This window comes from Paenibacillus solanacearum (assembly GCF_910593845.1).
In the GTDB taxonomy this organism is placed as follows: Bacteria; Bacillota; Bacilli; order Paenibacillales; family NBRC-103111; genus Paenibacillus_G; species Paenibacillus_G solanacearum.
This window is the reverse complement of sequence record NZ_CAJVAS010000006.1, coordinates 116317-137626: the sequence shown is the minus strand read 5'-3', so window position 1 is coordinate 137626 and position 21310 is coordinate 116317. Positions and strand designations below refer to the sequence as shown.

The following is a 21310-nucleotide window of genomic DNA, read 5'->3' as shown; positions in this document are numbered from 1 at the left end:
TTCCCTTCTACAATAAGGAATTTGCCGCACTGCCGACACCGCATCAATTCATATCCTAACGGGGGCATTGCGCCAGGTTACTGCCTTGTGAAACGTTGTCGCCCCCTGCCTGCCCCCATTGCTTTCTTGAAAACGAAAAAAGTTTTTTTCATTTAAATAATCCTCGCGACTATAATATAGTGGATAAATAAGTGAACCGGAGGTGTTCATCCGATATGAGCATGGAGATGGTTGACATTATTATCGTCGGAGGCGGTCCGGCCGGTATGTTCGCCGCTTTTTACGGCGGCATGCGTCAGGCGTCGGTCAAATTGATCGAGAGCATGCCGCAGCTCGGCGGGCAGCTCGCAGCCCTGTATCCCGAGAAACATATTTATGACGTTGCCGGCTTTCCGAAAATTACAGCGCAAGAGCTCGTTTCGAATTTGGAAAAACAGATGAAGCATTTTCCGCTCGATATTCGCCTCGAAGAAAAGGTGCTCAAGGTGGAGAAGAAAGATGAGCGGCTCTTCCAGGTGACGACGGACAAAGGGGCACATCTGTCCCAAGCGGTCATCATTACCGGCGGGGTCGGAGCATTCGAGCCGCGGAAGCTGGAGCTTCCGGAAGCGGCCAAGTATGAGAAGAAAAATCTGCATTACTTCGTCAGCGATCTGCAGCAGTTCAAAGGGCAGAACGTACTGATCAGCGGCGGAGGCGATTCGGCGGTTGACTGGGCGCTTATGCTGGAGCCGATCGCGAAGAAGGTTACGTTGATCCACCGCCGTGACAAATTTCGAGCTCATGAACACAGTGTTGAAATGCTGAAGCAATCGAAGGTTGACGTATGCACGCCAAAGGAAATTACGGCTTTGCATGGAGAGAGCTTCATTGAGAAGGCAACGCTGAGGGATTGCAAAAGCGGAGAAGAAACGGTGCTCGACGTCGATGCCGTCGTCGTCAATTTCGGTTTTGTCTCCTCGCTCGGCCCGATTGCCGAATGGGGCCTTCGTATCGACAACGGCTCCCTGCTCGTCGATTCGCGAATGGAGACGAATGTATCCGGCATATTTGCAGCCGGCGACATTACGACATACCCGGGCAAGCTCAAGCTGATCGCGGTCGGCTTCGGCGAAGCGCCGACGGCCATCAACAACGCGAAGGTATACATCGATCCTACCGCCAAACTATCCCCAGGGCACAGCAGCAATATGAAGCTATAGGCAGCACATATACACAAGCTGTGTATAAATTCGTGAAATATTCTGAATAAATACGCATTTGAACCGGGCATTTCTTCTCCATTGTTGACAACGCTGCGGAATACCGGAAAGCTTGGCAGCGATTGTGGATGGAATGATGCCCGTTTTGCATTTTGTCCACAGTGCAGGGCGCGAGCAAAAAAAAGGCCCGGTCAGCTGACCTGGGCTCCGCCATTTTTGTAATAATCCAAGTTGATTTGCCGGCGTCTAATCTCTTCCAGCAACAGTTCGACAAAATCCTGCTCCAATTTCAAACTCACGGCTTTGAAATAAGAATCCACCAACATTTCATTGCTTATAAATTTCATTCAGGGACCACCTTGTCCTGTAATTTAAAATTATATTAACATGGCGCCGAGAATAGAACAAGCGTTCCGTTATCCACAAATTCATGTGAATAACCTGTTAGCAGTTTGTTGATAACTGTAGAAATATGGATGATTATGCGGTGGGTTATGTGGACAATGTTATACACAGCCAACAGCAGGAAAATTTCGATAAAAAAGAGTAATCAACTTTAGGAAACTGACGGTGAGGTGAAAAGCATTTTTTTTCGGTTTAGCCGCTTTCCATGCCTCCCCCCGCTCTCCGCCTAATTCGCCGTATCGCTGCATCGATCAGCGCTCCCATAAGCACGAAGGACAAGAAGTGCAGCGCGTAGGCCGGGAAGCGGACGCCGACGCTTGCGCTGTATTCCGGATGCGGCACATTGGCGTAATCGAATATCCAATGCCGCAGCGGCTCCGTGTAGGCGATGGCATGCAGGATCGGATTCAAGCCGATCAACAGGATGTTGCTCTCGTCGTTCCCCACGTATTTGTTCAATCCGATGCATATGCTCGCGGCAGCGAACCAAAAGGTCCATTTGCGTACATATTTCATTATTTCCCCGCCTTCCTTTGATGCGCGCGTTTCCACCTTTCATTTCTAAGGCAGCCGGACGAAGGATTCGGCGATCGCCAGGACATCTTTTTCTGGCAAATGCCTTGTTTCTTCGAGCACAATGTAGTTCGTATCGATCTGGAACCGTAAAATCCGGTTTCTCGGTAAACCGGATTTGTCGCCGATCCACTCCCCCTTGAGTCCGTTCTTCATTTCGACCCTCTTTGACACAGCTTCTTGTGATTCTTCAAAGGGCTTCGCGCTTTGGATCACGGTCATGTATTTATAATCCAGCTCCACCCCATTTGCGAGAACTTTCCCATCGATCAGTGGACAATCGTCCACGGCGATCTTAGGAATGTAAACTGTGCCAAGACTGGCTGCTTTGGCTTCCGCCGCAATCGAAGCGATTTGCTGCTCCGAATAGACGATAGGTCGAAGCACCTCTTCTTTCGCTTCTGTAACGACTTCCGCAAGCGAGAGCTGCCGGCGCTGCGCCTCCCTTTCGTTATGGCTTTCGCCGCTGCAGCCGCTGATCATCACAATGTTCAAGGCAAGCAAGAGGCATAGGCTCAACTTATGTTCCATGCGGATCCCCTTTCCTTATTTTACAAAACTAGACGCTGCGACAGCCTGTAAAGTTACAAAAACCTCCTGACGAATCGAATCGTCAGGAGGTCGTTATGGTGAACCTATGGAGCTTGCCTCATCACACTGCCTTGGCGAAGCTTAATCCTCGCAAGGCTGCGCTTTTACCGCGTCTTCTTCTTTCGTACGGAAACTGGAGCCGCACCCTCAGGTTGCTACGGCGTTCGGATTATGGATGGTGAATTTTCGTTCGGATAGCGGTAGGCTAAAAGTCAAGCGCTATAGTAAATGACGTCTCTTCACAAACGGAAGCTGACGAAGTATACTTTCGGCAACGAACGTATATTTCCTCGAATGATGGGCGTTTTACATATGGGTAAAAAATTAGATATATCCCTGAGTGAAAATTTGAGGCATCTCCGTTAAAATTAATAGTATTGCTTTAACGTTTCTACTCTAATTCCATTATAGTTAAATTCCAGGGTACCGTAAAGTAAACCCCGTTTTATAATCACTGTAACTATGTCCCCCTTTTCGGCCCCATACTTTATGGTGCCTGTTAAAATTAGCTCTTTCGGTATAAGCAACCCATCATAATTATCTTGAACTTCCCCGTCAATTATAAGTGTCATCTTAGTTAATGGGCTATCAACGGTAATTATGTGTCCCTTGTGTTGAATGACGTGTTTCACTGAAATCTCTCCCTGTTGTTTTTCGAACGATGTCTCTCACTCGCAGCCGAGATCTCCGACCATTGGAAACGATTCGACGAGGCGAGCGGTTAATCCTCTTTCGATAAAATTAAAACGGCTGTACCGTGGGGAAGACGGCCAGCCGCGTTAAGAGTTGTCACCGAATGCACCGGCGAAACTCGTTATTTAGTTATAACCGGGATAGGTGGTGTTTAAACACGCTCGGACTCCGTTTTTTCTGTTGACTCAGTAGCGCTCGCGGAATCAGCCGAATTCTCCCGCGGCCTGTTGACCCCCTGAGTGAAGACTTGATGCGTAGCTTGTATGCGGGCTTTGCCGACGTGCCTGGAGGCCAGGCCTTGGGGGTCCGGTACTTTCTCGCATTAACGCATTGGCATATTCAAAAAATACAATTAGGATAAAAAATTCCAAGTTTCGTTGACCAGCCCTTGATTCTACTGTATTTTCTTTTGTGAAAATAAAGTGAGGAGGAGAAGAGGTAATGGCTTCTGCTAATAACAAAGTCGATCGCCTGCTCGAATGTAAGCCGCGGATAATCGTTTTGCGATACAAGCGTACCGGCCGCAACTCGCCTTTCACGTTTCTTAAGCGTCAAAATAAAAACCTCCCGTCGAAATTTCGCGTAGAAATTCCGTCAGAAGGTCTGTAGTCCGCAACCCAGAAACGATAAATTTCGAGTTGTTAACATTCAATACTCAGGGTTGTTAATCCGCTAAATTATCGAAACAATCCGCAATCCACCGAGTCTGCTACCGTTTAGGCTATCGTTACAGGTCACCGCTAACATTACCGAAGCAAAAACGCCCATAACCCGCACTGCTCCGCCCCTTAATCCTCGCAAGGCTGCGCTTTTACCGCGTCTTCCTCTTTGGTCCGGAAGCTGGAGCCGCACCCGCAGGTTGCTACGGCGTTCGGGTTATGGATGGTGAACCCTCCGCCCATGCCGGAATCCGTAAAGTCGATTTCGACGCCGTACAAATATTTGGAGCTGTCGCTGTCCACGACGACTTTCAGCCCGTGCACTTCAAACGTTTTATCGTCCGCAGTCTCTTTATCATCAAAGCCCATGCCATAAGAATAGCCGCTGCAGCCGCCGGACTTCACGCCGATACGCAAGAACAGGTTCGGCATTTGTTCCGCCGCGAGCATTTCTTTGATTTTATCGCTAGCCGATTCGCTAATCGAGATCATGTGTAGGACCTCCCTATAGTTGAATAAAAAAAAGAAGCACAGCTCAAGACAAAAGCTTCTGTCTTTAAGTATACTCCTTCTAACGCCGCTCCTCAAGAGCAGCCGCCTCTTTTACGCGTTGTTTCATCTCATAAAAACGCAGCAACAGGACATCCAGATGCTGGCTGCACTTCTGCACCTCAGGATGCATCAAACCGAATTGATCACCGAGCTTTACCATTTGTTCGCGGACTCTTTCAATTTCGCCGGAAATGACGGAGTGCGAATCGGAGGATACCGAAGACAAGAACTTTGCACCGCCCGTTACGAAGATTCAATGTAAAATTATACTAGAATGATTTGACAAAAGATATAGCGATTCTGCATATTTCAGCCAGAATCTGCAATATTTTATGACATAAACCGGAACCTGTTTCCTGATCCCGCGATGAAAACGCTTTTGTTGTGCCGGCGTATTGCCCGCCTCTTGACTTGAGGTTTATAATAGGGTGTATTGTGTTTATGAGTCATCGTCCGGCGGTGCTTGTGCAAGCTTTCACAGCTTCCCGTGCGCCGCTCCGCTTGTACCGAAGCAGGCGGTCATGCATCGCACGGCCCAACGGCCCGGCAGCAACGGACATTCGCTCGTGAATACGTTTCGAACGTTAGACTGTATATGCGTCCCTGCCATGCGCAATGGGGCCAAAATCGTTATGGAGGTGTCTTTATGAGTATCGCAACGGATCAATCGGAACTTCGTATGGCCGAAATCGCGGAAAAAGTGGAACACGGCGAACGGTTGACGGTGGAGGATGGCGTATTTTTATATGAATCGGACGATTTGCTCACCATCGGCCAGTTGGCGAACAAGGTCAATCTGCGTAAAAACGGCAAAAAGGTGTTTTTTGTCGACAACATGAGTCTTTATTTCACGAACGTGTGCGAGGAGCACTGTGCGTTCTGTCATTTCCGCCGCGATGAAGGCGAGGAAGGTGCCTATACGCTGACCGCCGAGGAAATGTTCGAATTTATCGACGAGCATTATCATCCGGATTTGCGCGAGTTTCATATTTCCCAGGGGCATAACCCGAATGTGCCGTTTCAATATTATGTAGACAACATCCGCAAGCTGAAGGAGCGCTATCCGAGTGTGACGATCAAAGCGCATACCGCCGCGGAGATCGAGTTTTTTTCCAGACTGAGCGGGTTAAGCTATAAAGAAGTGCTGCAAACGCTGATGGATGCAGGACTGAGCACGCTGCCCGGCGGCGGTGCGGAAATTTTGTCCGACCGTTACCGCAAAAAAATGCGCCTGAAGGACAAAGCCTCCACGGAGCAATGGCTTGAAGTGCATCGCAGTGCGCATCAGCTCGGCATGAAGACGCATGCAACGATGCTGTTCGGCGCAATCGAGACGCTGGAAGAGCGCATCGAGCATATGACCCAGCTCCGCGAGCTTCAGGACGAAACGGGCGGCTTCCTCGTGTTCATTCCAAACTCCTTGCAGCCGGCCAACCGCGATGCAGGAATCAAACGGCGCGTATCCGCCTATGATAACTTAAAGACGATTGCGATCAGCCGTTTGATGCTCGACAATATTCAGCATGTAAAAGCCTACTTCATTAATCTCGGCGTGCAGCTGACGCAGCTGGCCTTTGCCTACGGAGCCTCCGATGCGCACGGCACGATCATCAAGGAGCGCATTAGCCACTCCGCAGGCGCGCAATCACCGGAAGGGATGACCCGGGAAGAGCTGGTATGGCTGATTAAAGGCGCAGGCCGGATTCCGGTGGAGCGCGATACGTTTTACAACGAAATTAAGGTTTACTAATTCCGCAGCATAGAAAGGGTTTGCCTGGCAATGAAGAAACTTGTGATATTGGGCGGAGGATATGGCGGCCTTACGGTTGCGAAAGAACTGCTGGACGGCGAATTGCCTTCAGATACGGTGATGATCCTGGTCGACCGGATGCCGTTCCAAGGTCTGAAGACGGAATATTACGCGCTTGCCGCAGGCACGGTCTCGGATCTTGACATTCGGGTTCATTTTCCCGTAGATCCTCGGCTTATACTGAAATACGGCGAAGTGACGGCCGTCGATCCGGAGCGGAAGCTGATTTTATTCGAGAACGACGATCCGCTTTCCTACGACTGGCTCGTTGTTGCGCTCGGATGCGTGGACAAGTATCACGGCATCGAGGGGGCGCAGTCGTTCTCCCACAGCATTCAAACGCTGTCGTCCACGCGAAAAACGTATCAGGTCGTCAATGACACGAAGCCTTATGGACAAGTGACGATCGTCGGCGGCGGCCTGAGCGGCGTCGAGATGGCGGCGGAGTTGCGGGAAAGCCGCAAAGATCTCAACATTCGCATTCTGGACCGCGGAGCAAGCGTCCTGTCTCCGTTCCCGGAGAAGCTGCAGCGGTTCGTCCGCGAATGGATGCTTGAGCACGATATCGAGCTACGCTCGCACATCTCGCTCTGCCGGGTCGAGCCAGGCGTGCTCCACAACGGGCAGGAGCTGATTGAAACGGATATGACGATCTGGACCGCCGGAATTCAGCCGAGCCCGATCGTCCAGCTGCTGGACCTGCCCAAAGACAATCAAGGACGTCTCGTGATCAACGAGTATCATCAGCTTCCCGATTATACGAACATTTACGTGGTCGGCGACTGTGCGGCGCTCCCGTTCTCTCCCAGCGGACAAGCTGCGGAAGCCCAAGGCAAGCAAGTGGCGGAAGTGCTGCAGGCCGTCTGGAACAACGAAACTCCCCGGCTCGGCAAAATCAAGCTCAAGGGAGTTCTCGGGTCGCTTGGCAAAAAATGCGGCTTCGGCATGATGGGCAAACGGACCGTCATGCTCGGTATGGTGCCGAGGGCGCTCAAAAGCGGCGTACTCTGGATGTCCAAAAAGCATTTGGGTTAACTTAATCGCCTAGGAGGTCGAGCATCGCTTCGATCTCTTTTATTTTGTTATCGATGGCGACCTCCAGCTCTTCCACGGTCGCCGCGGGGACGATCTCCCCGTTGACGAGTGCGTAAGGCGCTAGATAGCACTCGCCGCAGTTACCGAGACAGCCGTATTCGATTACGTCGTAATCGGGATTTTGCTCGAGTTTTTGAAATAAAACATGAGTGCCGTGATGCATATTGTTCGTACAAAATTCGATAATCGGTCTCATCGGTCCTAAGCCACCTTGTAAACCATTTTATTTTTAACTGTATTGTAATATAATAAGTTATAGAAGGGAGATGATGCAAATGAGTGAAAATACACAGCAAAGCACGATGTATGACGAGGTGCTTGAAGTTTTAGATAAGTTGCGCCCGTTCCTGCAGCGCGACGGCGGAGACGTGGAACTCGTAGACGTCGAAGACGGCATCGTGAAACTGAAACTGATGGGTGCATGCGGCAGCTGCCCGAGCTCGACCATTACGCTCAAAGCCGGCATCGAACGCGCCCTGTTGGAAGAAGTGGAAGGCGTTCAGGAAGTCATGCAAGTATTTTAAATCGTCGTGAAGAAGCCCCGTCGTCTGGCACATCTCAGGATGCTCCGGACACGGGGCTTTTTTTGTTGTTGCAAGAAGAATGCGATTCAATAATGGCCGTGAACGCTTACCCGAATGTGGTACAGAGCTTGCCTCGGCTTTCCTGCGAACACGCGTTATTTGCTGCCGATAATGGCGCGGATCGGATCAAGACCGCCGGAGACGTCCATAATGTTGCCGGTTATAAAATCGGACCGCTCCTCGCATAAGAAGGCGATGACCCTGGCAATGTCCTCGCCTGTGCCCGGCCTTCCGCGCGGCGACTCCTCGTCGGTGAGATGCTCCGCCTCTGCGATCGTCTTCTCCTTGTTGGCGCCTTTAATGTCTCCCGGGCAAATCATGTTGACGGTGATGCCGTTCGCCGCTTCTTCGACGGCAAGCGTTTTCGTAAATGAAACGAGCCCGACCTTGGCCGCGGCATAAACGGCGCGATGCGGCCATCCGCGGGATTCCGCCGCATGCCCGAAACCGAAGTGAATGATTCTCCCCCATCCGCTCTTGCGCATAAGCGGGATGACCAGTTGATCCAGATACATGACACCGACCAGGTTGCCCTGCATCAAATATTGTATTTCATCCGGGCGATATTCGCTGAACAGCCGGCGCTCGCGTACGAACGGTCCGGCGTTATTAATCAGGATGTCAACCGTCCCGAACGCCTCAACCGCCTTTTCCACCAGCCGCTTCATGTCGTCGTAGCTGGCTGCGTCGCCCTGCACGGCGATGCACCGCACACCAATCCGCTGAATGTGCTGGCACAGCTCTGCCGCTTCACGCTCGCTGCGGACATAATTGACGATAATGTCGCAGCCCTGCTCCGCCAGCCGGATGGCCGTCATTTTCCCCAGACCTTTGGCGCTTCCGGTAATTAACGCCACCTTGCGTCGTTGCTCCATCTGCTTCCTCCCGGTTCTCTCCCTGACTATACTACAAAGTATAGTGCAACCGTCGGATGGATTCAACCTTGCCGGTGAGGCGGTCTGCTTCCGGCCGCGGCGGGATGCTTGATCAGATAGCGGAACACGATTGTGACCGCCCGCAGCGTCATCTCGCAGCCTTGCTCCAAATCGGCAATATGGCTGCCGATGCTGTCCGTGTCGATCCGTACCCGCTCCCCGTACTTGGATTCGGCGGCTTTCATCAGGTCATCGAGCAAATCGGCATTGATCGTATGAATTTCCATGTTACGCTCGTTACGAAGCCGTGCTACCGCATCCTTATACTTCATCTTCAGCTCGTATAATTGCTGCTCCAAATCGGTATAAAGCCGGTGCTCATGCATTTTGCGCAGCACGGTGAAATAGGAGAAGCGGGACTTGATTCGCTCCGTCTGCAGCGCCAGCCGCTCGTTCATGAAATAGCCGAGCTTGTCCAATATAGCGAACAACCGAATCAAAGCATTTCTGTAAAAATACAGATGCCGATGGTAGTCGTCCTTTTCCTCCCGCGACATCTGATCGACGTAACGCTGCTTTACGTTTTGTCCGAACCGTACGGCGGCGTACTGGCTTTGCTCCATTTCATCGATCGCCCGAACGAGGCTTTGACTCAAAATAACGAAACGCCGCTCATACGGCGTCTGCTTGTCCGAAGGGATCAAAGTTAAACTGTTCATATATTTGTGAATCGCGTGGAATGCGTCCTGCAGCGGGCCGCTGTCCACCCGCGGCGGATCGCCGAATAAGGCTCTCAGCATCGAACTGCCCCCTCTCGATCGTCGGTACTTGTATCGTTAAGTATAACCGATTCCGGTTTTTTATAACAAATAAAGCCCCTTGCCAGGGGCTTGGAGCTTTGTCGGGAGCCGGATACAGGCGGTGCTGCCGCCTCTTGCTCCGGCATTGCTGGATGAAAAAAAGCTTACGGCAGCCTCGGAGCCGCGTAAGCCTGAACTTTGGATCGTCCCGTCGATTGCAAAGACGTTATTGACAAGTAACACAGCATGCCGAACAGGCAAGAAACGATCAAGGTGTGCAGCAAGCTGGCAAGCAGATACACGTCGTAACCGATCGACAGCGTGACGAAGCCACCGCTTAAGATTTGCAGGACGACGAAGATAAACGACAGCCGCGTCGCCCGGTACAGACTGCTGTCCGAGCTGGCCTGCATCCGAACAGCCAAGTACAGCAGCAGCAAGGAAATGCCGAGAATGGCGGCTGCAAGCCGGTGAACGAACACGATCGCGGTCGCTCCCGTAAGCTCCGGAATCACTTGACCGTTGCAGAGCGGCCATCCGATACAACCGCCGAGCGCCTCCGTGTGGCGTACGAAAGCGCCTAAGTACACGACGACGTAAGTGAAGACGAGCGTGCTCCAGATCGCTACGCGCACGCCTTTGGTTAGCGTCGTTCCATCGCCCCTCTGCATCGAATCGCCGAAACGCGTATAGACGAGCGCGAGCAGCAGCGTGAAAGCAAACGACAGCAAGGAAAATCCGAAATGCAGCGCCATAACGAGCGACGACTGCGGCATGATGACCGCAAGCGCGCCGAGCACGGCCTGCAGCAGCGTAAAGAACATCGCGCCGGTAATGTACCACTTGGCGTCTTTGCGATTGCTGTACATAAACACAAGAATCATCGTCGCAAGCAATACTAAACTGACGACGCCCACCACGAAACGGTGACTGTATTCGATCATCGATTCTATCGTATAGGCCGGAATGAACTTGCCGTTGCACAGCGGCCAGTCGTCGCCGCAGCCGGCTCCCGATTCCGTCTTGGTCACAAGAGCGCCCATCAGCAAGATGAGGAACATTCCGATCATGCTGGCAAAGGAAAAACGTTTAAGCCAATGATGCATAGTCATGAGGCGAAGTCACCTGCTTTATGTGCATTTGATCGGCACCGTCAAGCTGGGCCCGATCACTTTAGTAACATTATAACGATTAACGCAGGGCAAATCCATGCGGAAATGTTACAAAGCCATGAAAGAACAAAAACCCTGCCGAAATTGTGTCGGACAGGGGAATTTCGCTGCGCCTTCCCGGCTTTTCTTCCATAGAATCGGGGGAACATCGCTTGGCGAGCTATGATTCGCTCGTTACTTGTTCATGGCATTGGCCACTTCGACGGCCCGGTCCAAAAATTGCTCGATTTCATCGCGGGTTTTGCGAAGCTTGCTGACAAACCGGATCAGCTCCTGACCTTCGCGGAAGGCGATAAAGCTCGGAATGCCCAAAATATTCAGCTCAGAGCACAGGTCCGGCAAGTCGTCCCGGTCGATATGAATGAACTCCAGACGATCGCCATACGCTTCTTCGATCTGCGGCATGAAAGGATCGATAAAATGGCAATCTTTGCACCAGGTTGTTTTAAATACGGCAATCGTCGGCTTGGAGCCGGCTATGATTTCGCGGAAGCGCTGCTCCGTCGTCACTTTTTCCAAGAAAAGCACCGTCCTTCTCGATAGGTATAAGGTTTTTGCGACTTATCCAACTTATAGCACTGCGTATCCTTTCTGTCAATAAGCGGCCGGAGGAGCCGGGTGTCGAAGGAGTCTTGTTCAGATAGGCAGCTTGACCAAGTATTCGGAAATGGGTTTTTATAACGGTTTACATTATTTTGTAAAAGTGATATCATAAAAATATCAAATCAATATTTAATCAATCTCATCTAAAAGGAGTTGGTACGTTATGAAAGAAAGAAATGCCTGGAAGGTAAATGGATATTTAGGCATATTGGTTATCTTTGCTCTGTTCGTGCTCGGCTTCGTCCTGCTGGTTCCCGCCTCTTCGCCGATTGCCGGCGTGGCGCTGATCATTATCGCCGCTCTGTTAACCTCGTCCATCACGGTCGTGCAGCCGAATCAAGCGCAGGTCGTTACCTTCTTCGGAAGTTATGCCGGTACGATCCGCGAGAGTGGCCTATGGCTTACCGTTCCATTTTCTCTCCGCAAAAAGCTGTCTATGCGCGTGCGCAATTTCAACAGCGCCAAGCTGAAGGTGAACGACATCGAAGGCAACCCGATCGAGATTGCCGCCGTCGTCGTCTTCCGCGTCGTCGATTCGGCCAAAGCTTCCTTCGATGTAGACAACTACGAGCAGTTCGTTGAGATTCAAAGCGAGACCGCCTTGCGCCATGTGGCGAATAAATATCCTTACGACAGCTTCGAAGAAGCCGGCTATTCGCTGCGCGGCCATTCCGACGAGGTCGCTTCCGAGCTTAGCCGCGAGCTCCAGGACCGCTTGTCCGTCGCCGGCGTTGAAGTGCTGGAAGCCCGGCTGACGCACCTGGCGTACTCCACCGAAATTGCCAGCGCCATGCTGCAGCGTCAGCAAGCCGCAGCCATCATTGCGGCGCGCAGCAAAATCGTGGAAGGCGCCGTCGGCATGGTGCAGCTCGCCATTGCCCAGCTGCAGCGCGAAGGGGTCATCGAGCTGGATGAGGAACGCAAGGCTGCTATGATCAACAATCTGCTTGTCGCCATCGTTTCGGATCGTTCCGCCAATCCGGTCATTAACACGGGAAGCTTGTACTAACCGGCGGCATGGCGGCGAAAAAAAATTTCCCGCTGCGGCTCGATCCGAAGCTGTACGAGGTGCTCGAACGGTGGGCGGCCGATGAATTCCGCAGCGTCAACAGCCATATCGAATATTTGCTGCGCGACGCCGCCGCCCGGGCGGGCAGACTGTCGTCCGGACGTCCCTCCGCCGCTCCTTCCGGCCCCGAATCGGATCACGACGGGATGCGCCCCTCCGGCGATGGAGACCGCAACAATTGAAAAAGCCTTCCTTTTGTTCCAGGCGGAGTCAAAAGGAAGGCTTTTGTCGTATTTCATTTAGAAATGCCGTATTTTACTAATGGTTCCTGTCATTTCAGTGCATACTACTCTCTGGTGATGCTGACCGTTTGCGTTCCCTGGTCCCACTTGACTTGAGCGCCCATGTTTTCCGTCACGAACCGCACCGGAATGTAAGTCGTCCCGTCTACAAGCGCAGCTGCTTTCTCCAGCGTTTGCGGCATGCCGTTCACCGTAGCGGTCGTGCTGCCGACCGTCAGCGTAATGACGCTTCCTTTGAGCGGATCGGTGATTTTGACCTGCTTGGCCGCTTCATCCCATTCCACTTCGGCATCCAGCCGCTCCACGACGAAACGGTCCGGCACCATTACGTTTCCGTTATCGTTGTAAGGCTTCGTGCCGAAATATCCGTAATCATCGCTGTCGTCGTTCATGATTATCGTAATTTCTTTTTTCGTAATTTGCAGCTCGTTGCGGAGCAGCTTGTACAGCTGGGAATTCGGATCGAGCGAAGCGACGATCTTGCTCGGCGTCATCCGTCCGGTCGTGCCGTTCAGATCGATGACGCCTGCCGATGTATCGATCTTGTCGGCTTTGACCGCTTTGTTGATATTCCACATTTCCGCTGCGGAAGTAATCTTGATGCTCTTGAGCCCGTCCGCCTTACCTTCCGGCGCTGTGATCATGAGCTCGGTCACCGACTTGCGGGTCATGCCGTCGCGATCGAAGTACAGATCCGTTTTGATGTATTGCCCGCCGTCCAGCCATGCTTTAGTCGCAGCCCCTTCTTCGGTGGCGAAATAAGCGGCGACGGTCGCATCATACTTGCTCAGCACCATACCGAGCTGTGTTTTCAACGTCGTAAATACAAATTCGACCGCCAACGTTTTATTTTGCAAATACGGCATGATCATGGCGGTCATCTCGTCATTCTCAGACTCCCCTACCTGCTTCAGCACCGCCTGCAGGAACGGAGCATACACATCGTACAGTTGGCCGATAAACTCCTTCAAGCCTTTTTCATCCGCCAGCACGTTCGTCAAAAATCCTTTGACCAGATCGATCAGCTCGCTGCCATGCACTTCGGCATGCAGCTTCTGCAAGCTTAAGGATTCTCCGTGAATTTTCTCCGATACGTTCTCGACCGAGATCTTATTCGGATTCGGGGAGCTTCCCATGAGGAAGGAGGCAAGCGAAGGTGAGGCTTCAACCATCCTTTTGCTCATCTTCTGAATCTCCTCCTGCAGCGCTTTGGCCATCGGCGACGGCATATCGGCCGAACCGAGCGCCGCAGCTCCGGTGCGAAGGACCAGCGGCTTCTTCGCGCCCTCAACCTGCAGTATCATGTTCTGTTCGTCCAAAGAAAGCTGGAACGGGATGCTGCCTTTTGCGTAATCCAGCGTTCCTTTCATCGAAGCATGGAACGGATCTTCCGTCTTTGCGTCGGTGATCGTCAGCTTCATATTACCGAATAAATCGAACACTTTTTGCGCTTCCGGCGACAGGCCGGTATGGTCCGGCGTCAATTCCACCGTTATGGTCTGATTGCTCTCCGCCGACTTCACGGCAAAGCTGTTCGTCAGCACTTTATTCACGTCCAAGCCGCCGACCGGCTGACATCCCGCCAGCACCAGCAGCACCAGCACGAGCAAGGAGCTGAGCAACACGTTACGTCTTTTCTGTTTAAACAATGGAACACCCTCCAACCGAATAAATTCGATACAACGCAGCTCGGCGCTGCACCGTAACACCTATCAGGAACTTCTAGCAATTGGCCGAAATACCTGTCATATACTAATTCAACACGTTTCAGTAAAACCCTTTTTCTGCGGGAGGCGGCGGCATTGCAGCAAAACCGGCATAAGAGCCGTTGGAACGGCATCGACCTGCTCCACAAGCTGGCGGAGCTGCCGCTTGAAGCGGTCCACTGGATGAAAGCAAAGGCGCAAACCGCGCTGCTCGAAAAAAAGCTGCTGGAGCCTGCCCGATCCATCCGGCTGCAGGACGAGGCCAAGGCCATGCTCGGCAAGCGGCTGCAGCGGCTGGATCAACTGGCCGGTTGGCAGAAGCCGTCCGGAAGCGGGAGTTCAGGGAACTGGAGCGCATCCGGCTTCCCGGGAGGGCTCGGAGTTAATCCGAGCGGCGCCGAGCTTGCGCTGCTCGAATCGATTCGCAAGGAGCGCGACCGCTGCAACCGCAACAACGTTACGCGTACTGCGGCATACTGGGAGATGTACCGCAAGCATCCGGAGCTGCACTGGGCGCTGCTCGCGCACATGGTATCCCGCAACGGCGGCTGGTTCATGACCGATTTGCAGGGCGAGCTGCTGCCGTTTCTGCTCAGCCCGGAGCAGCGAGAGCAAGTATTCCGCTTCCTGGAGCGCTCCAATGCGCTCATCTTTCACGATGCTTATCCCCAGCTATTGCTGTACAGCGCCAGTGTCAAGGCGCGCCTCCCCCTCTTCCACCTGCTCCCGCAGCTGGACGTTTCCCGATTCATGCGCCCGGTGTGGGACTGCTTCTGGGAGCGGCGCGATTCGGCCTTGCTGACGACCGGACTTATCGTCAACGAGCAGCATTTTATCGAGTCGCGCGTTGTCCGGCATCCCGATTTCCGGCACAAGGTGCTCGATACGCTGTTTTTCCAAACGCAGTCGCTGCTGCAGCTGAATCAGGTCGTATTCCCATTTGCAGACGAAGGACGGACGCGTCTGGCTGGGGTGATCCTGGACAATTTCAGCTCGCTTCGGGAACGAATCGAGGCCGGCAAAACGCTGTACGCGATCTTGTTCGGCATCCCAGCGGTTGCCGAAGGTGCGCTCCGCTTCGCGCAAATCACGCGGCACAGCGGCTCGCGCGCCGACTATTGGCCGCACCTGTTCGCCGCCGTGCGCAAGCAGCCTCCCGTGCCGCGCGGCCAGCTGCAGGAGCGGCTGGACGGATGCAAGCTCCGGCCGGGTGCGGCCCCGCTGTACAGTCCGCGGCTGAGCGACAGCTGGGCGGACCGCCGCGTCGCCCCCGCCGAGCCGGGCGACTGGTACGAAGGCGCGAAGGCGCTCGGTTATTTCTCCGACATCCGCGCGCCGTTCGCCTTTGAGATGACGGGCGAATTTTGCTTCGGCTTGAACAAAATCGAAATGGCGGTGCTGGCGGGGGATTTGCTTGTATAGCGCGGAAGTAAGGCCAGCCGTCGAGCACGCCGCGCGCTGCGGGATTGTTCGGAACGCGCGGCAGCAACGTGCCGCGGCGCTGCCGCGCGGCGACAAAGACAAAGAAGCCCCGAGCCTCGGAGATCGACATGCGATCTCCCGGTTCGGGGCTTCTGCCGCTAAACGCGGCTCTCTATATTGTATACGGTACGGCTCGTCCGATCGCTAGGTGCGCTGCCAACGTTCGTTACGGCGTTTGCCGCTGCTTGCGGTCCAGCCTGGCGAGAAGCGGCTTCGCCAGCTTGCGCAGCGGACCTGGCAGCTGCTGCAGGTCGCTCGGCGTCATGACGCGCGTCAGGAAGAGCAGCAGCGGGTAAGCCGCGCCGATGACCGCGCAGAGCACAACCGTTTGCACCATGTCGTCCCAGCGCATGCTGGCAAACGGATGAATATAGGCGCGGCACAGCGCATCCAGCCCGATGCCGACCGCGCAGATGATGATCGTCGAAACCGCCAGCGCCGCCCAGCGCCGGGTACCCAGCACACGGAAGCGTACTTCCCTGCGCAGCACCAGCAAATTGATCGCCGTCATCACGATAAAGCACAGCGCCGTCGCCGCAATGATGCCGTAGATGCCGAAATACGGAGCAAGGGCGAAGCTTGCGGCCAGCTTCACGGCGATGCCGATCACTACGCCGAGCACAAGCGGCTTCATCCGCCCCATCCCCATCAGGACAGCGCCGGATGTTTGCATGACGATCTGGAATATGGCGCTTACCGTAAGCGCCATAATGACCGGCGCCGCGTAATCGGCGGCGATCGGAGATTCGCTCGGGTTGCCGAATATAAATCCGTTGATCGGGCGCGCCGCAAGACAAATGACGAGCACCATCGGCAAGCCCGACAAGATGGACAGCTGCAGCACTTTGCCGGTTTGTCCGGCGACTTGCTGCATATCCTTTTGCGAGTAGGCCGATGAAATAATCGGCACGATCGACTGGCTGAGCGCCACGGCAAGAATGATCGGGATGCCGGCGAGCGACTGCGCCCGTCCGGTCAGGATCCCGAGAATTTCGCGCGCCGGCTCCTCGCCCATGCTGTCCTTCAACAGCAGCGTGACGATCGAGGAATCGATCGTATAGATGAGCGTCACCGTCATCGAGAAGATGACGATCGGAACGGACAGCTTGAACAGCTGTGCGTAGATGGAGCGCAGCGGCTGCGCGGCGGTCGCACCCGCTTCCGGCTGAGCCCCCAGCTCGCGGCGGTCGCTGCTTCTCAGCCGCATCGCGTAATAGAGCATGACAGCGGCTGCCGCGATGCTGCCGATAACGCCGCCAAACGAAGCGCCGGCGACCGCGAATTCGAGGCTGTGGCCGAGCAGCAAATAGGCGAGCGCTACCGACGTGGCGACGCGGAAAATTTGCTCGATAATTTGCGAGATGCCGTTAGGCATCATCATGCGGCGGCCTTGGAAATATCCCCGCATGATGGCGATGAGCGGGAACAGGAGCAGCGCCGGAGCGATGGCGCGAATCGGCAGCGCCGCCTGCGGGTTGATGATGCTCTCGGCAAAATAAGGCGCGCCGATATAGAGCAGCAGCGTCATGACGACGCCCGCCCCCGCCGCGAACAGCAGCGCCGCTTTGTAGATGCGGTCGGCTTCGGCATGCCGCCCGAGCGCGGTGCGCTCGGAGATCATTTTGCTGAGCGCGCTCGGGATGCCTGCCGTGGCGACGACGAGCAGCACGGAATATAAGTTGAAGGCGATGCCGTATGCGGCCATACCGATATCGCCGAGCAAATAGACGAGCGGAATGCGCTGCACCACGCCAAGCGCCCTGGCTACGAGCGCAGCCAAGGTGAGGATCAGCGTTCCTTTGACTAACGAATCCTTGGACAATTGCGTTACCTTCTTCCCGGTCAACCTAACGGCCGAAATGGCGCAAACAAGAAGACTCTCCTCCCTGTAAGGCGACGATTATTCACGTGTATATTCCACCGAATTAATATTTCACGATCCAAATAATAAACAGGATGATCATGAGCAGCTGCAGCGCGAACTTGACGACAAACCCGGAGAAAAAGCCGACGAGCGCGCCGACGCCCGCGCGCAGCGATTGGCGCATATCTTTTCCGGCGATCAGCTCCCCCGCCACGGCGCCGAGAAACGGACCGGCGATCAGTCCGACGACGGGAATGACGAACGGCCCGATCAACAGCCCGATCGTGCTGCCGATGACCGAGGCGCGGGTGCCGCCGAACTTTTTCACGCCCAATGCGCTCACCGCGTAATCCGCTATCATCAGTACGACGACAATCGTCGTTTGGACAAGCCAAAACCATAAGCCGAACGATTCGAAGCCGATCATCCAGCCGTAAACGAAAAATGCGGCATAGATCGCCAGCGCCCCCGGCAGCACCGGATAGACCGCCCCGGCCATGCCGACGGCAAACAATAATACGATCAAGATCCAAGCTGTGGTGATTAACATCGAACCACCCTCCTTCTTCGATCAGACGAGCGCATATTTGCGGATGGCATGCGCTACGCCATGCTCCTCGTTGGTCAACGTCACCGTATCGGCGAATTGCTTCACCGCTTCCTGCGCGTTGCCCATCGCGATGCCGAGTCCCGCTTCCCGAATCATCGACTCGTCATTCAAGCTGTCCCCCATGGCGATCACCTGCGACATCCCGATGCCAAGCATCGCGCATACTTCGCGAACACCGCTCGCTTTGGTGACCCCCTTCGGATTGACCTCGATATTGGACGGATGCGAATTGGTCAGTTCAAGCAGCCCCCAAGCTGCGAGCTCCTCGTGGATTTTCCCGAGACTGTTCATATCTTCGGTGAAGTAACCGAATTTCAACCATTCCTTGGCTTCCGTCTCTTCGTCCGTCAGCCACTGTTCCTTATTGTACAGCCCGCCTACGCTGTATCCCCAGAACCAGGTATCGTACTGCTCGGCCAGCTTGTGCATCCGGCGGATCAGCGCCGCATCCAGCGTACGACGCACATGCAGCTCACCCGGCCGCTTCCATACTTCGCCGCCGTTAACGGTGACGAGCGGAGAAGTCAGCTGCAGCTCCTCAATGTACTGCAGCACATTTTGCACGCCGCGTCCCGTCGAGAACATGACGGTGATTCCCGCCTCTTGCGCTTCCGTCAGCGCCGCGCGATTTTCCGTGGAAATCGTCTTCTCCTCCGTCAACAGCGTGCCGTCCAAATCCAATGCAATCAGCTTGTAGTTGCCCATCGCTTCCAATTCCCCCGCTTCTTGATATATACCGTCCTTATAGGATATTCGTCTTCGCCTTAGTGCGCGTGCGCCAAAGACGGTGACGGCACCTCTTCCATATACGTTTGATGCCACAGCGCAAACATATAAATCGTCCAAATGCGGCGGGCGTAGTCGCCTTCGCCGCTCCGATGGCTGCCGATCATTTTGCGTACGGTTTCCATCCGGATGTAATCTTCAATGCCGCTTCCTTCGATCTGTTCCAAAATGACCTGACCTTGCGGCCCCTTCATCCAATCGCGCATCGGCACCGGAAATCCGAGCTTCGGCCGGTTGAGGATAAAATCGGGAATGATGCCTTCCATCGCTTTGCGGAAAACATATTTGGTCGTGCCTTCGGCGATCCGGTATTGGGCCGGGATGCGCCGCGTCACCTCGTACAATTCGACGTCAAGGAACGGTACGCGCAGCTCAAGCGAGTGGGCCATCGTCATCTTGTCGGCTTTCATCAGAATATCGCCGGGCATCCACAAATTCATATCGATATACTGCATCCGGGATACCGGATCCAGATGCTTGCTCTTATCGTAAAAGGCTTTGGCGACCTGTACCGGGTTCTTGTAGCTTCGCAGCATTTCCCGGTCGACCCGCACCACTTCCGCCTTCATGTCCTCGCTGAAAATTTTGGCATTGCCGAGGAAGCGTTCCTCCAGCGGCGTCGTGCCGCGAAGCACGTAATTGCGGCCGTACGTGCCTTCCGGCAGCAGGCGCGCAAGCGCGCGCAGCATCCGCTTGACCGGCAGCGGCAGCCGCTCGACCGGCGCAAGCGAGCCTGGCTCGCAGTAAATCCGGTAGCCGCCAAACAGCTCATCCGCGCCTTCGCCAGAGAGCACGACCGTGACGTGCTCTCTGGCCAGCTGCGCGACATGGTACAGCGCGATCGCCGACGGATCGGCCACCGGCTCGTCCTGATGCCATACCGCCTTCGGCAGCGTGGCGAAATAGTCACTTTGCGTTATGATTTTATCATAATGCTCCGTATCGAGCGCCGACGCGGTTTGCCTCGCGATGACCGTCTCGTTGTTCGCTCCTTCGAAGCCGACGGAGAACGTGCGAATCGGTTCGATGGCACGCATATGAGCGGCGATCGCGGTCGAGTCGATGCCGCTGGACAAGAAACAGCCTCGCTCCACGTCGCTTTGCATATGGTGGACGACGGAATCTTTGAGCGTCTCGCGAATTTGCTCCACGCATGATTCGAACGGTTGCTCCTCCGGAGCGAGCATCGGGTCCCAATATTGCCGGATCGTCATCTCCCCGTCGTAGCTCAGCGAGATCGTATGTCCCGGCGGCAGCTTATGTATTCCGCGAAACATCGTATCCGGCTCCGGCACGTATTGAAACGTCAAGTAGTTCAACAAGCTTTCCGTATGAATCGTCCGCTCCATGCCGCCGGCCGCCAAGATGCTTTTCATCTCCGAGCCGAACAGGAATCGTTTGCCGTCCTTATAATAGTAAAAAGGCTTGATGCCAAAATGGTCCCGCGCGCCGAACAGCTTCTTGCGCCGGCGGTCCCATATGACGAAGCCGAACATGCCGCGCAGCTGCTTCACGCAATCCTCGCCGTACTCCTCATACAGATGAACGATGACTTCCGTATCGGAGTGGGTTTTGAACTGATGCCCTTTGGACTGCAGCGTGTTGCGCAAATATTTATAGTTATAAATTTCGCCGTTGAACGCGATCCATACCGTTTCGTCCTCGTTCGCAAGCGGCTGGTGTCCTTCCTTCAAGTCAATGATGGACAACCGGCGAAATCCGAGGCCGATACGGTTGTCGCTCCAAAACCCGACATCGTCCGGACCCCGGTGAACGATGCAATCGGTCATGCTCTTCAGCAATGACGGGGAAGGCTCTCTATCTTCAAAATACATGACGCCGGTAATCCCGCACATAGCAAGTAACTCCTCCTATATTGCAACTGGCACGTCTGCTAATGTGACAGTTGTCAATCATATTGCAACTGGCACGTCTGC

General features: G+C 54.3%; 23 protein-coding genes. 7 read left to right on the top strand and 16 right to left on the bottom strand.

Annotated elements, in window-relative coordinates; genetic code table 11:
• The first annotated feature begins 215 nt into the window (after positions 1 to 215).
• On the top strand, positions 216 to 1202 hold the full coding sequence (locus KXG62_RS09585; RefSeq protein WP_218091723.1) for an NAD(P)/FAD-dependent oxidoreductase: 987 nt from the start codon (positions 216 to 218) through the stop codon (positions 1200 to 1202).
• A gap of 191 nt (positions 1203 to 1393) precedes the next feature.
• Here the strand turns inward: KXG62_RS09585 and sda are convergent, their stop codons facing one another.
• From sda to KXG62_RS09555, 6 genes are all read right to left on the bottom strand, one after another.
• Complete coding sequence (sda, locus tag KXG62_RS09580; protein ID WP_218091722.1) at positions 1394 to 1549, bottom strand: sporulation histidine kinase inhibitor Sda; 156 nt, start codon at positions 1547 to 1549, stop codon at positions 1394 to 1396.
• 250 nt (positions 1550 to 1799) lie between these two features.
• Positions 1800 to 2123, bottom strand: a complete 324-nt coding sequence (locus KXG62_RS09575; protein ID WP_218091721.1) for a hypothetical protein — start codon at positions 2121 to 2123, stop codon at positions 1800 to 1802.
• A 45-nt stretch (positions 2124 to 2168) separates the two neighbouring features.
• Complete coding sequence (locus tag KXG62_RS09570; RefSeq protein WP_218091720.1) at positions 2169 to 2711, bottom strand: hypothetical protein; 543 nt, start codon at positions 2709 to 2711, stop codon at positions 2169 to 2171.
• 428 nt (positions 2712 to 3139) lie between these two features.
• Positions 3140 to 3403, bottom strand: a complete 264-nt coding sequence (locus KXG62_RS09565) for a hypothetical protein (protein ID WP_218091719.1) — start codon at positions 3401 to 3403, stop codon at positions 3140 to 3142.
• Positions 3404 to 4252: 849 nt separating this feature from the next.
• Positions 4253 to 4615, bottom strand: coding sequence for a HesB/IscA family protein (locus tag KXG62_RS09560; protein ID WP_218091718.1), 363 nt, complete (start codon positions 4613 to 4615; stop codon positions 4253 to 4255).
• A 79-nt stretch (positions 4616 to 4694) separates the two neighbouring features.
• Positions 4695 to 4901 carry an aspartyl-phosphate phosphatase Spo0E family protein gene (locus tag KXG62_RS09555; RefSeq protein WP_218091717.1) on the bottom strand — a complete coding sequence of 69 codons (207 nt, stop codon included), beginning with the start codon at positions 4899 to 4901 and terminating at the stop codon, positions 4695 to 4697.
• A 420-nt stretch (positions 4902 to 5321) separates the two neighbouring features.
• Here KXG62_RS09555 and mqnE point away from each other — a divergent pair, with 420 nt between their 5' ends.
• Positions 5322 to 6425 (top strand): aminofutalosine synthase MqnE, encoded by a 1104-nt coding sequence (gene mqnE, locus KXG62_RS09550; RefSeq protein WP_218091716.1) that lies wholly within the window; start codon positions 5322 to 5324, stop codon positions 6423 to 6425.
• Between the two features lie 30 nt (positions 6426 to 6455).
• Complete coding sequence (locus tag KXG62_RS09545) at positions 6456 to 7520, top strand: NAD(P)/FAD-dependent oxidoreductase (protein WP_218091715.1); 1065 nt, start codon at positions 6456 to 6458, stop codon at positions 7518 to 7520.
• Between the two features lies 1 nt (position 7521).
• Here the strand turns inward: KXG62_RS09545 and KXG62_RS09540 are convergent, their stop codons facing one another.
• Entirely contained in the window at positions 7522 to 7776 is a 255-nt protein-coding gene (locus tag KXG62_RS09540; protein ID WP_218091714.1) for a YuzB family protein, read from the bottom strand.
• A gap of 79 nt (positions 7777 to 7855) precedes the next feature.
• Between KXG62_RS09540 and KXG62_RS09535 the strand changes: the two genes are divergently transcribed.
• Positions 7856 to 8104 carry a NifU family protein gene (locus KXG62_RS09535; protein WP_218091713.1) on the top strand — a complete coding sequence of 83 codons (249 nt, stop codon included), beginning with the start codon at positions 7856 to 7858 and terminating at the stop codon, positions 8102 to 8104.
• Positions 8105 to 8259: 155 nt separating this feature from the next.
• Here the strand turns inward: KXG62_RS09535 and KXG62_RS09530 are convergent, their stop codons facing one another.
• The 4 genes from KXG62_RS09530 to KXG62_RS09515 all read right to left on the bottom strand — a co-directional run bounded on the left by KXG62_RS09530 (position 8260) and on the right by KXG62_RS09515 (position 11530).
• Positions 8260 to 9039 (bottom strand): SDR family oxidoreductase, encoded by a 780-nt coding sequence (locus KXG62_RS09530; protein WP_218091712.1) that lies wholly within the window; start codon positions 9037 to 9039, stop codon positions 8260 to 8262.
• Positions 9040 to 9101: 62 nt separating this feature from the next.
• Positions 9102 to 9839, bottom strand: coding sequence for a Cthe_2314 family HEPN domain-containing protein (locus tag KXG62_RS09525; RefSeq protein WP_218091711.1), 738 nt, complete (start codon positions 9837 to 9839; stop codon positions 9102 to 9104).
• 164 nt (positions 9840 to 10003) lie between these two features.
• Entirely contained in the window at positions 10004 to 10951 is a 948-nt protein-coding gene (locus tag KXG62_RS09520) for a COX15/CtaA family protein (protein WP_218091710.1), read from the bottom strand.
• A 234-nt stretch (positions 10952 to 11185) separates the two neighbouring features.
• Complete coding sequence (locus KXG62_RS09515) at positions 11186 to 11530, bottom strand: thioredoxin family protein (protein ID WP_218091709.1); 345 nt, start codon at positions 11528 to 11530, stop codon at positions 11186 to 11188.
• A gap of 247 nt (positions 11531 to 11777) precedes the next feature.
• Between KXG62_RS09515 and KXG62_RS09510 the strand changes: the two genes are divergently transcribed.
• Together KXG62_RS09510 and KXG62_RS09505 are read left to right on the top strand one after the other, a co-directional pair.
• Positions 11778 to 12623 (top strand): SPFH domain-containing protein, encoded by an 846-nt coding sequence (locus tag KXG62_RS09510; RefSeq protein ID WP_218091708.1) that lies wholly within the window; start codon positions 11778 to 11780, stop codon positions 12621 to 12623.
• A gap of 8 nt (positions 12624 to 12631) precedes the next feature.
• The gene (locus tag KXG62_RS09505; RefSeq protein ID WP_218091839.1) at positions 12632 to 12865 is read left to right on the top strand and encodes a type II toxin-antitoxin system antitoxin; all 234 of its coding nucleotides are present in this window, start codon (positions 12632 to 12634) and stop codon (positions 12863 to 12865) included.
• Positions 12866 to 12969: 104 nt separating this feature from the next.
• Here the strand turns inward: KXG62_RS09505 and KXG62_RS09500 are convergent, their stop codons facing one another.
• Complete coding sequence (locus tag KXG62_RS09500) at positions 12970 to 14574, bottom strand: copper amine oxidase N-terminal domain-containing protein (protein ID WP_246627370.1); 1605 nt, start codon at positions 14572 to 14574, stop codon at positions 12970 to 12972.
• A 153-nt stretch (positions 14575 to 14727) separates the two neighbouring features.
• Between KXG62_RS09500 and KXG62_RS09495 the strand changes: the two genes are divergently transcribed.
• The gene (locus KXG62_RS09495; protein WP_246627369.1) at positions 14728 to 16053 is read left to right on the top strand and encodes a DUF2515 domain-containing protein; all 1326 of its coding nucleotides are present in this window, start codon (positions 14728 to 14730) and stop codon (positions 16051 to 16053) included.
• Positions 16054 to 16279: 226 nt separating this feature from the next.
• Here the strand turns inward: KXG62_RS09495 and KXG62_RS09490 are convergent, their stop codons facing one another.
• The 4 genes from KXG62_RS09490 to asnB form a co-directional block, all read right to left on the bottom strand.
• On the bottom strand, positions 16280 to 17935 hold the full coding sequence (locus tag KXG62_RS09490) for a putative polysaccharide biosynthesis protein (RefSeq protein WP_218091707.1): 1656 nt from the start codon (positions 17933 to 17935) through the stop codon (positions 16280 to 16282).
• Between the two features lie 103 nt (positions 17936 to 18038).
• Entirely contained in the window at positions 18039 to 18527 is a 489-nt protein-coding gene (locus KXG62_RS09485; protein WP_218091706.1) for a DUF456 domain-containing protein, read from the bottom strand.
• Positions 18528 to 18548: 21 nt separating this feature from the next.
• Positions 18549 to 19292 carry a Cof-type HAD-IIB family hydrolase gene (locus KXG62_RS09480; protein WP_218091705.1) on the bottom strand — a complete coding sequence of 248 codons (744 nt, stop codon included), beginning with the start codon at positions 19290 to 19292 and terminating at the stop codon, positions 18549 to 18551.
• Between the two features lie 59 nt (positions 19293 to 19351).
• Complete coding sequence (asnB, locus tag KXG62_RS09475; protein WP_218091704.1) at positions 19352 to 21229, bottom strand: asparagine synthase (glutamine-hydrolyzing); 1878 nt, start codon at positions 21227 to 21229, stop codon at positions 19352 to 19354.
• Between the last annotated feature and the right edge of the window lie 81 nt (positions 21230 to 21310).

Coding starts and splice junctions, on each gene's coding strand:
- KXG62_RS09575 (WP_218091721.1), bottom strand. CDS start 2,123: ATGAAATATGTACGCAAATGGACCTTTTGGTTCGCTGCCGCGAGCATA.
- KXG62_RS09505 (WP_218091839.1), top strand. CDS start 12,632: ATGGCGGCGAAAAAAAATTTCCCGCTGCGGCTCGATCCGAAGCTGTAC.
- KXG62_RS09560 (WP_218091718.1), bottom strand. CDS start 4,615: ATGATCTCGATTAGCGAATCGGCTAGCGATAAAATCAAAGAAATGCTC.
- KXG62_RS09570 (WP_218091720.1), bottom strand. CDS start 2,711: ATGGAACATAAGTTGAGCCTATGCCTCTTGCTTGCCTTGAACATTGTG.
- sda (WP_218091722.1), bottom strand. CDS start 1,549: ATGAAATTTATAAGCAATGAAATGTTGGTGGATTCTTATTTCAAAGCC.
- KXG62_RS09540 (WP_218091714.1), bottom strand. CDS start 7,776: ATGAGACCGATTATCGAATTTTGTACGAACAATATGCATCACGGCACT.
- KXG62_RS09530 (WP_218091712.1), bottom strand. CDS start 9,039: ATGGAGCAACGACGCAAGGTGGCGTTAATTACCGGAAGCGCCAAAGGT.
- KXG62_RS09535 (WP_218091713.1), top strand. CDS start 7,856: ATGAGTGAAAATACACAGCAAAGCACGATGTATGACGAGGTGCTTGAA.
- KXG62_RS09480 (WP_218091705.1), bottom strand. CDS start 19,292: ATGGGCAACTACAAGCTGATTGCATTGGATTTGGACGGCACGCTGTTG.
- KXG62_RS09545 (WP_218091715.1), top strand. CDS start 6,456: ATGAAGAAACTTGTGATATTGGGCGGAGGATATGGCGGCCTTACGGTT.
- asnB (WP_218091704.1), bottom strand. CDS start 21,229: ATGTGCGGGATTACCGGCGTCATGTATTTTGAAGATAGAGAGCCTTCC.
- KXG62_RS09525 (WP_218091711.1), bottom strand. CDS start 9,839: ATGCTGAGAGCCTTATTCGGCGATCCGCCGCGGGTGGACAGCGGCCCG.
- mqnE (WP_218091716.1), top strand. CDS start 5,322: ATGAGTATCGCAACGGATCAATCGGAACTTCGTATGGCCGAAATCGCG.
- KXG62_RS09485 (WP_218091706.1), bottom strand. CDS start 18,527: ATGTTAATCACCACAGCTTGGATCTTGATCGTATTATTGTTTGCCGTC.
- KXG62_RS09520 (WP_218091710.1), bottom strand. CDS start 10,951: ATGACTATGCATCATTGGCTTAAACGTTTTTCCTTTGCCAGCATGATC.
- KXG62_RS09585 (WP_218091723.1), top strand. CDS start 216: ATGAGCATGGAGATGGTTGACATTATTATCGTCGGAGGCGGTCCGGCC.
- KXG62_RS09510 (WP_218091708.1), top strand. CDS start 11,778: ATGAAAGAAAGAAATGCCTGGAAGGTAAATGGATATTTAGGCATATTG.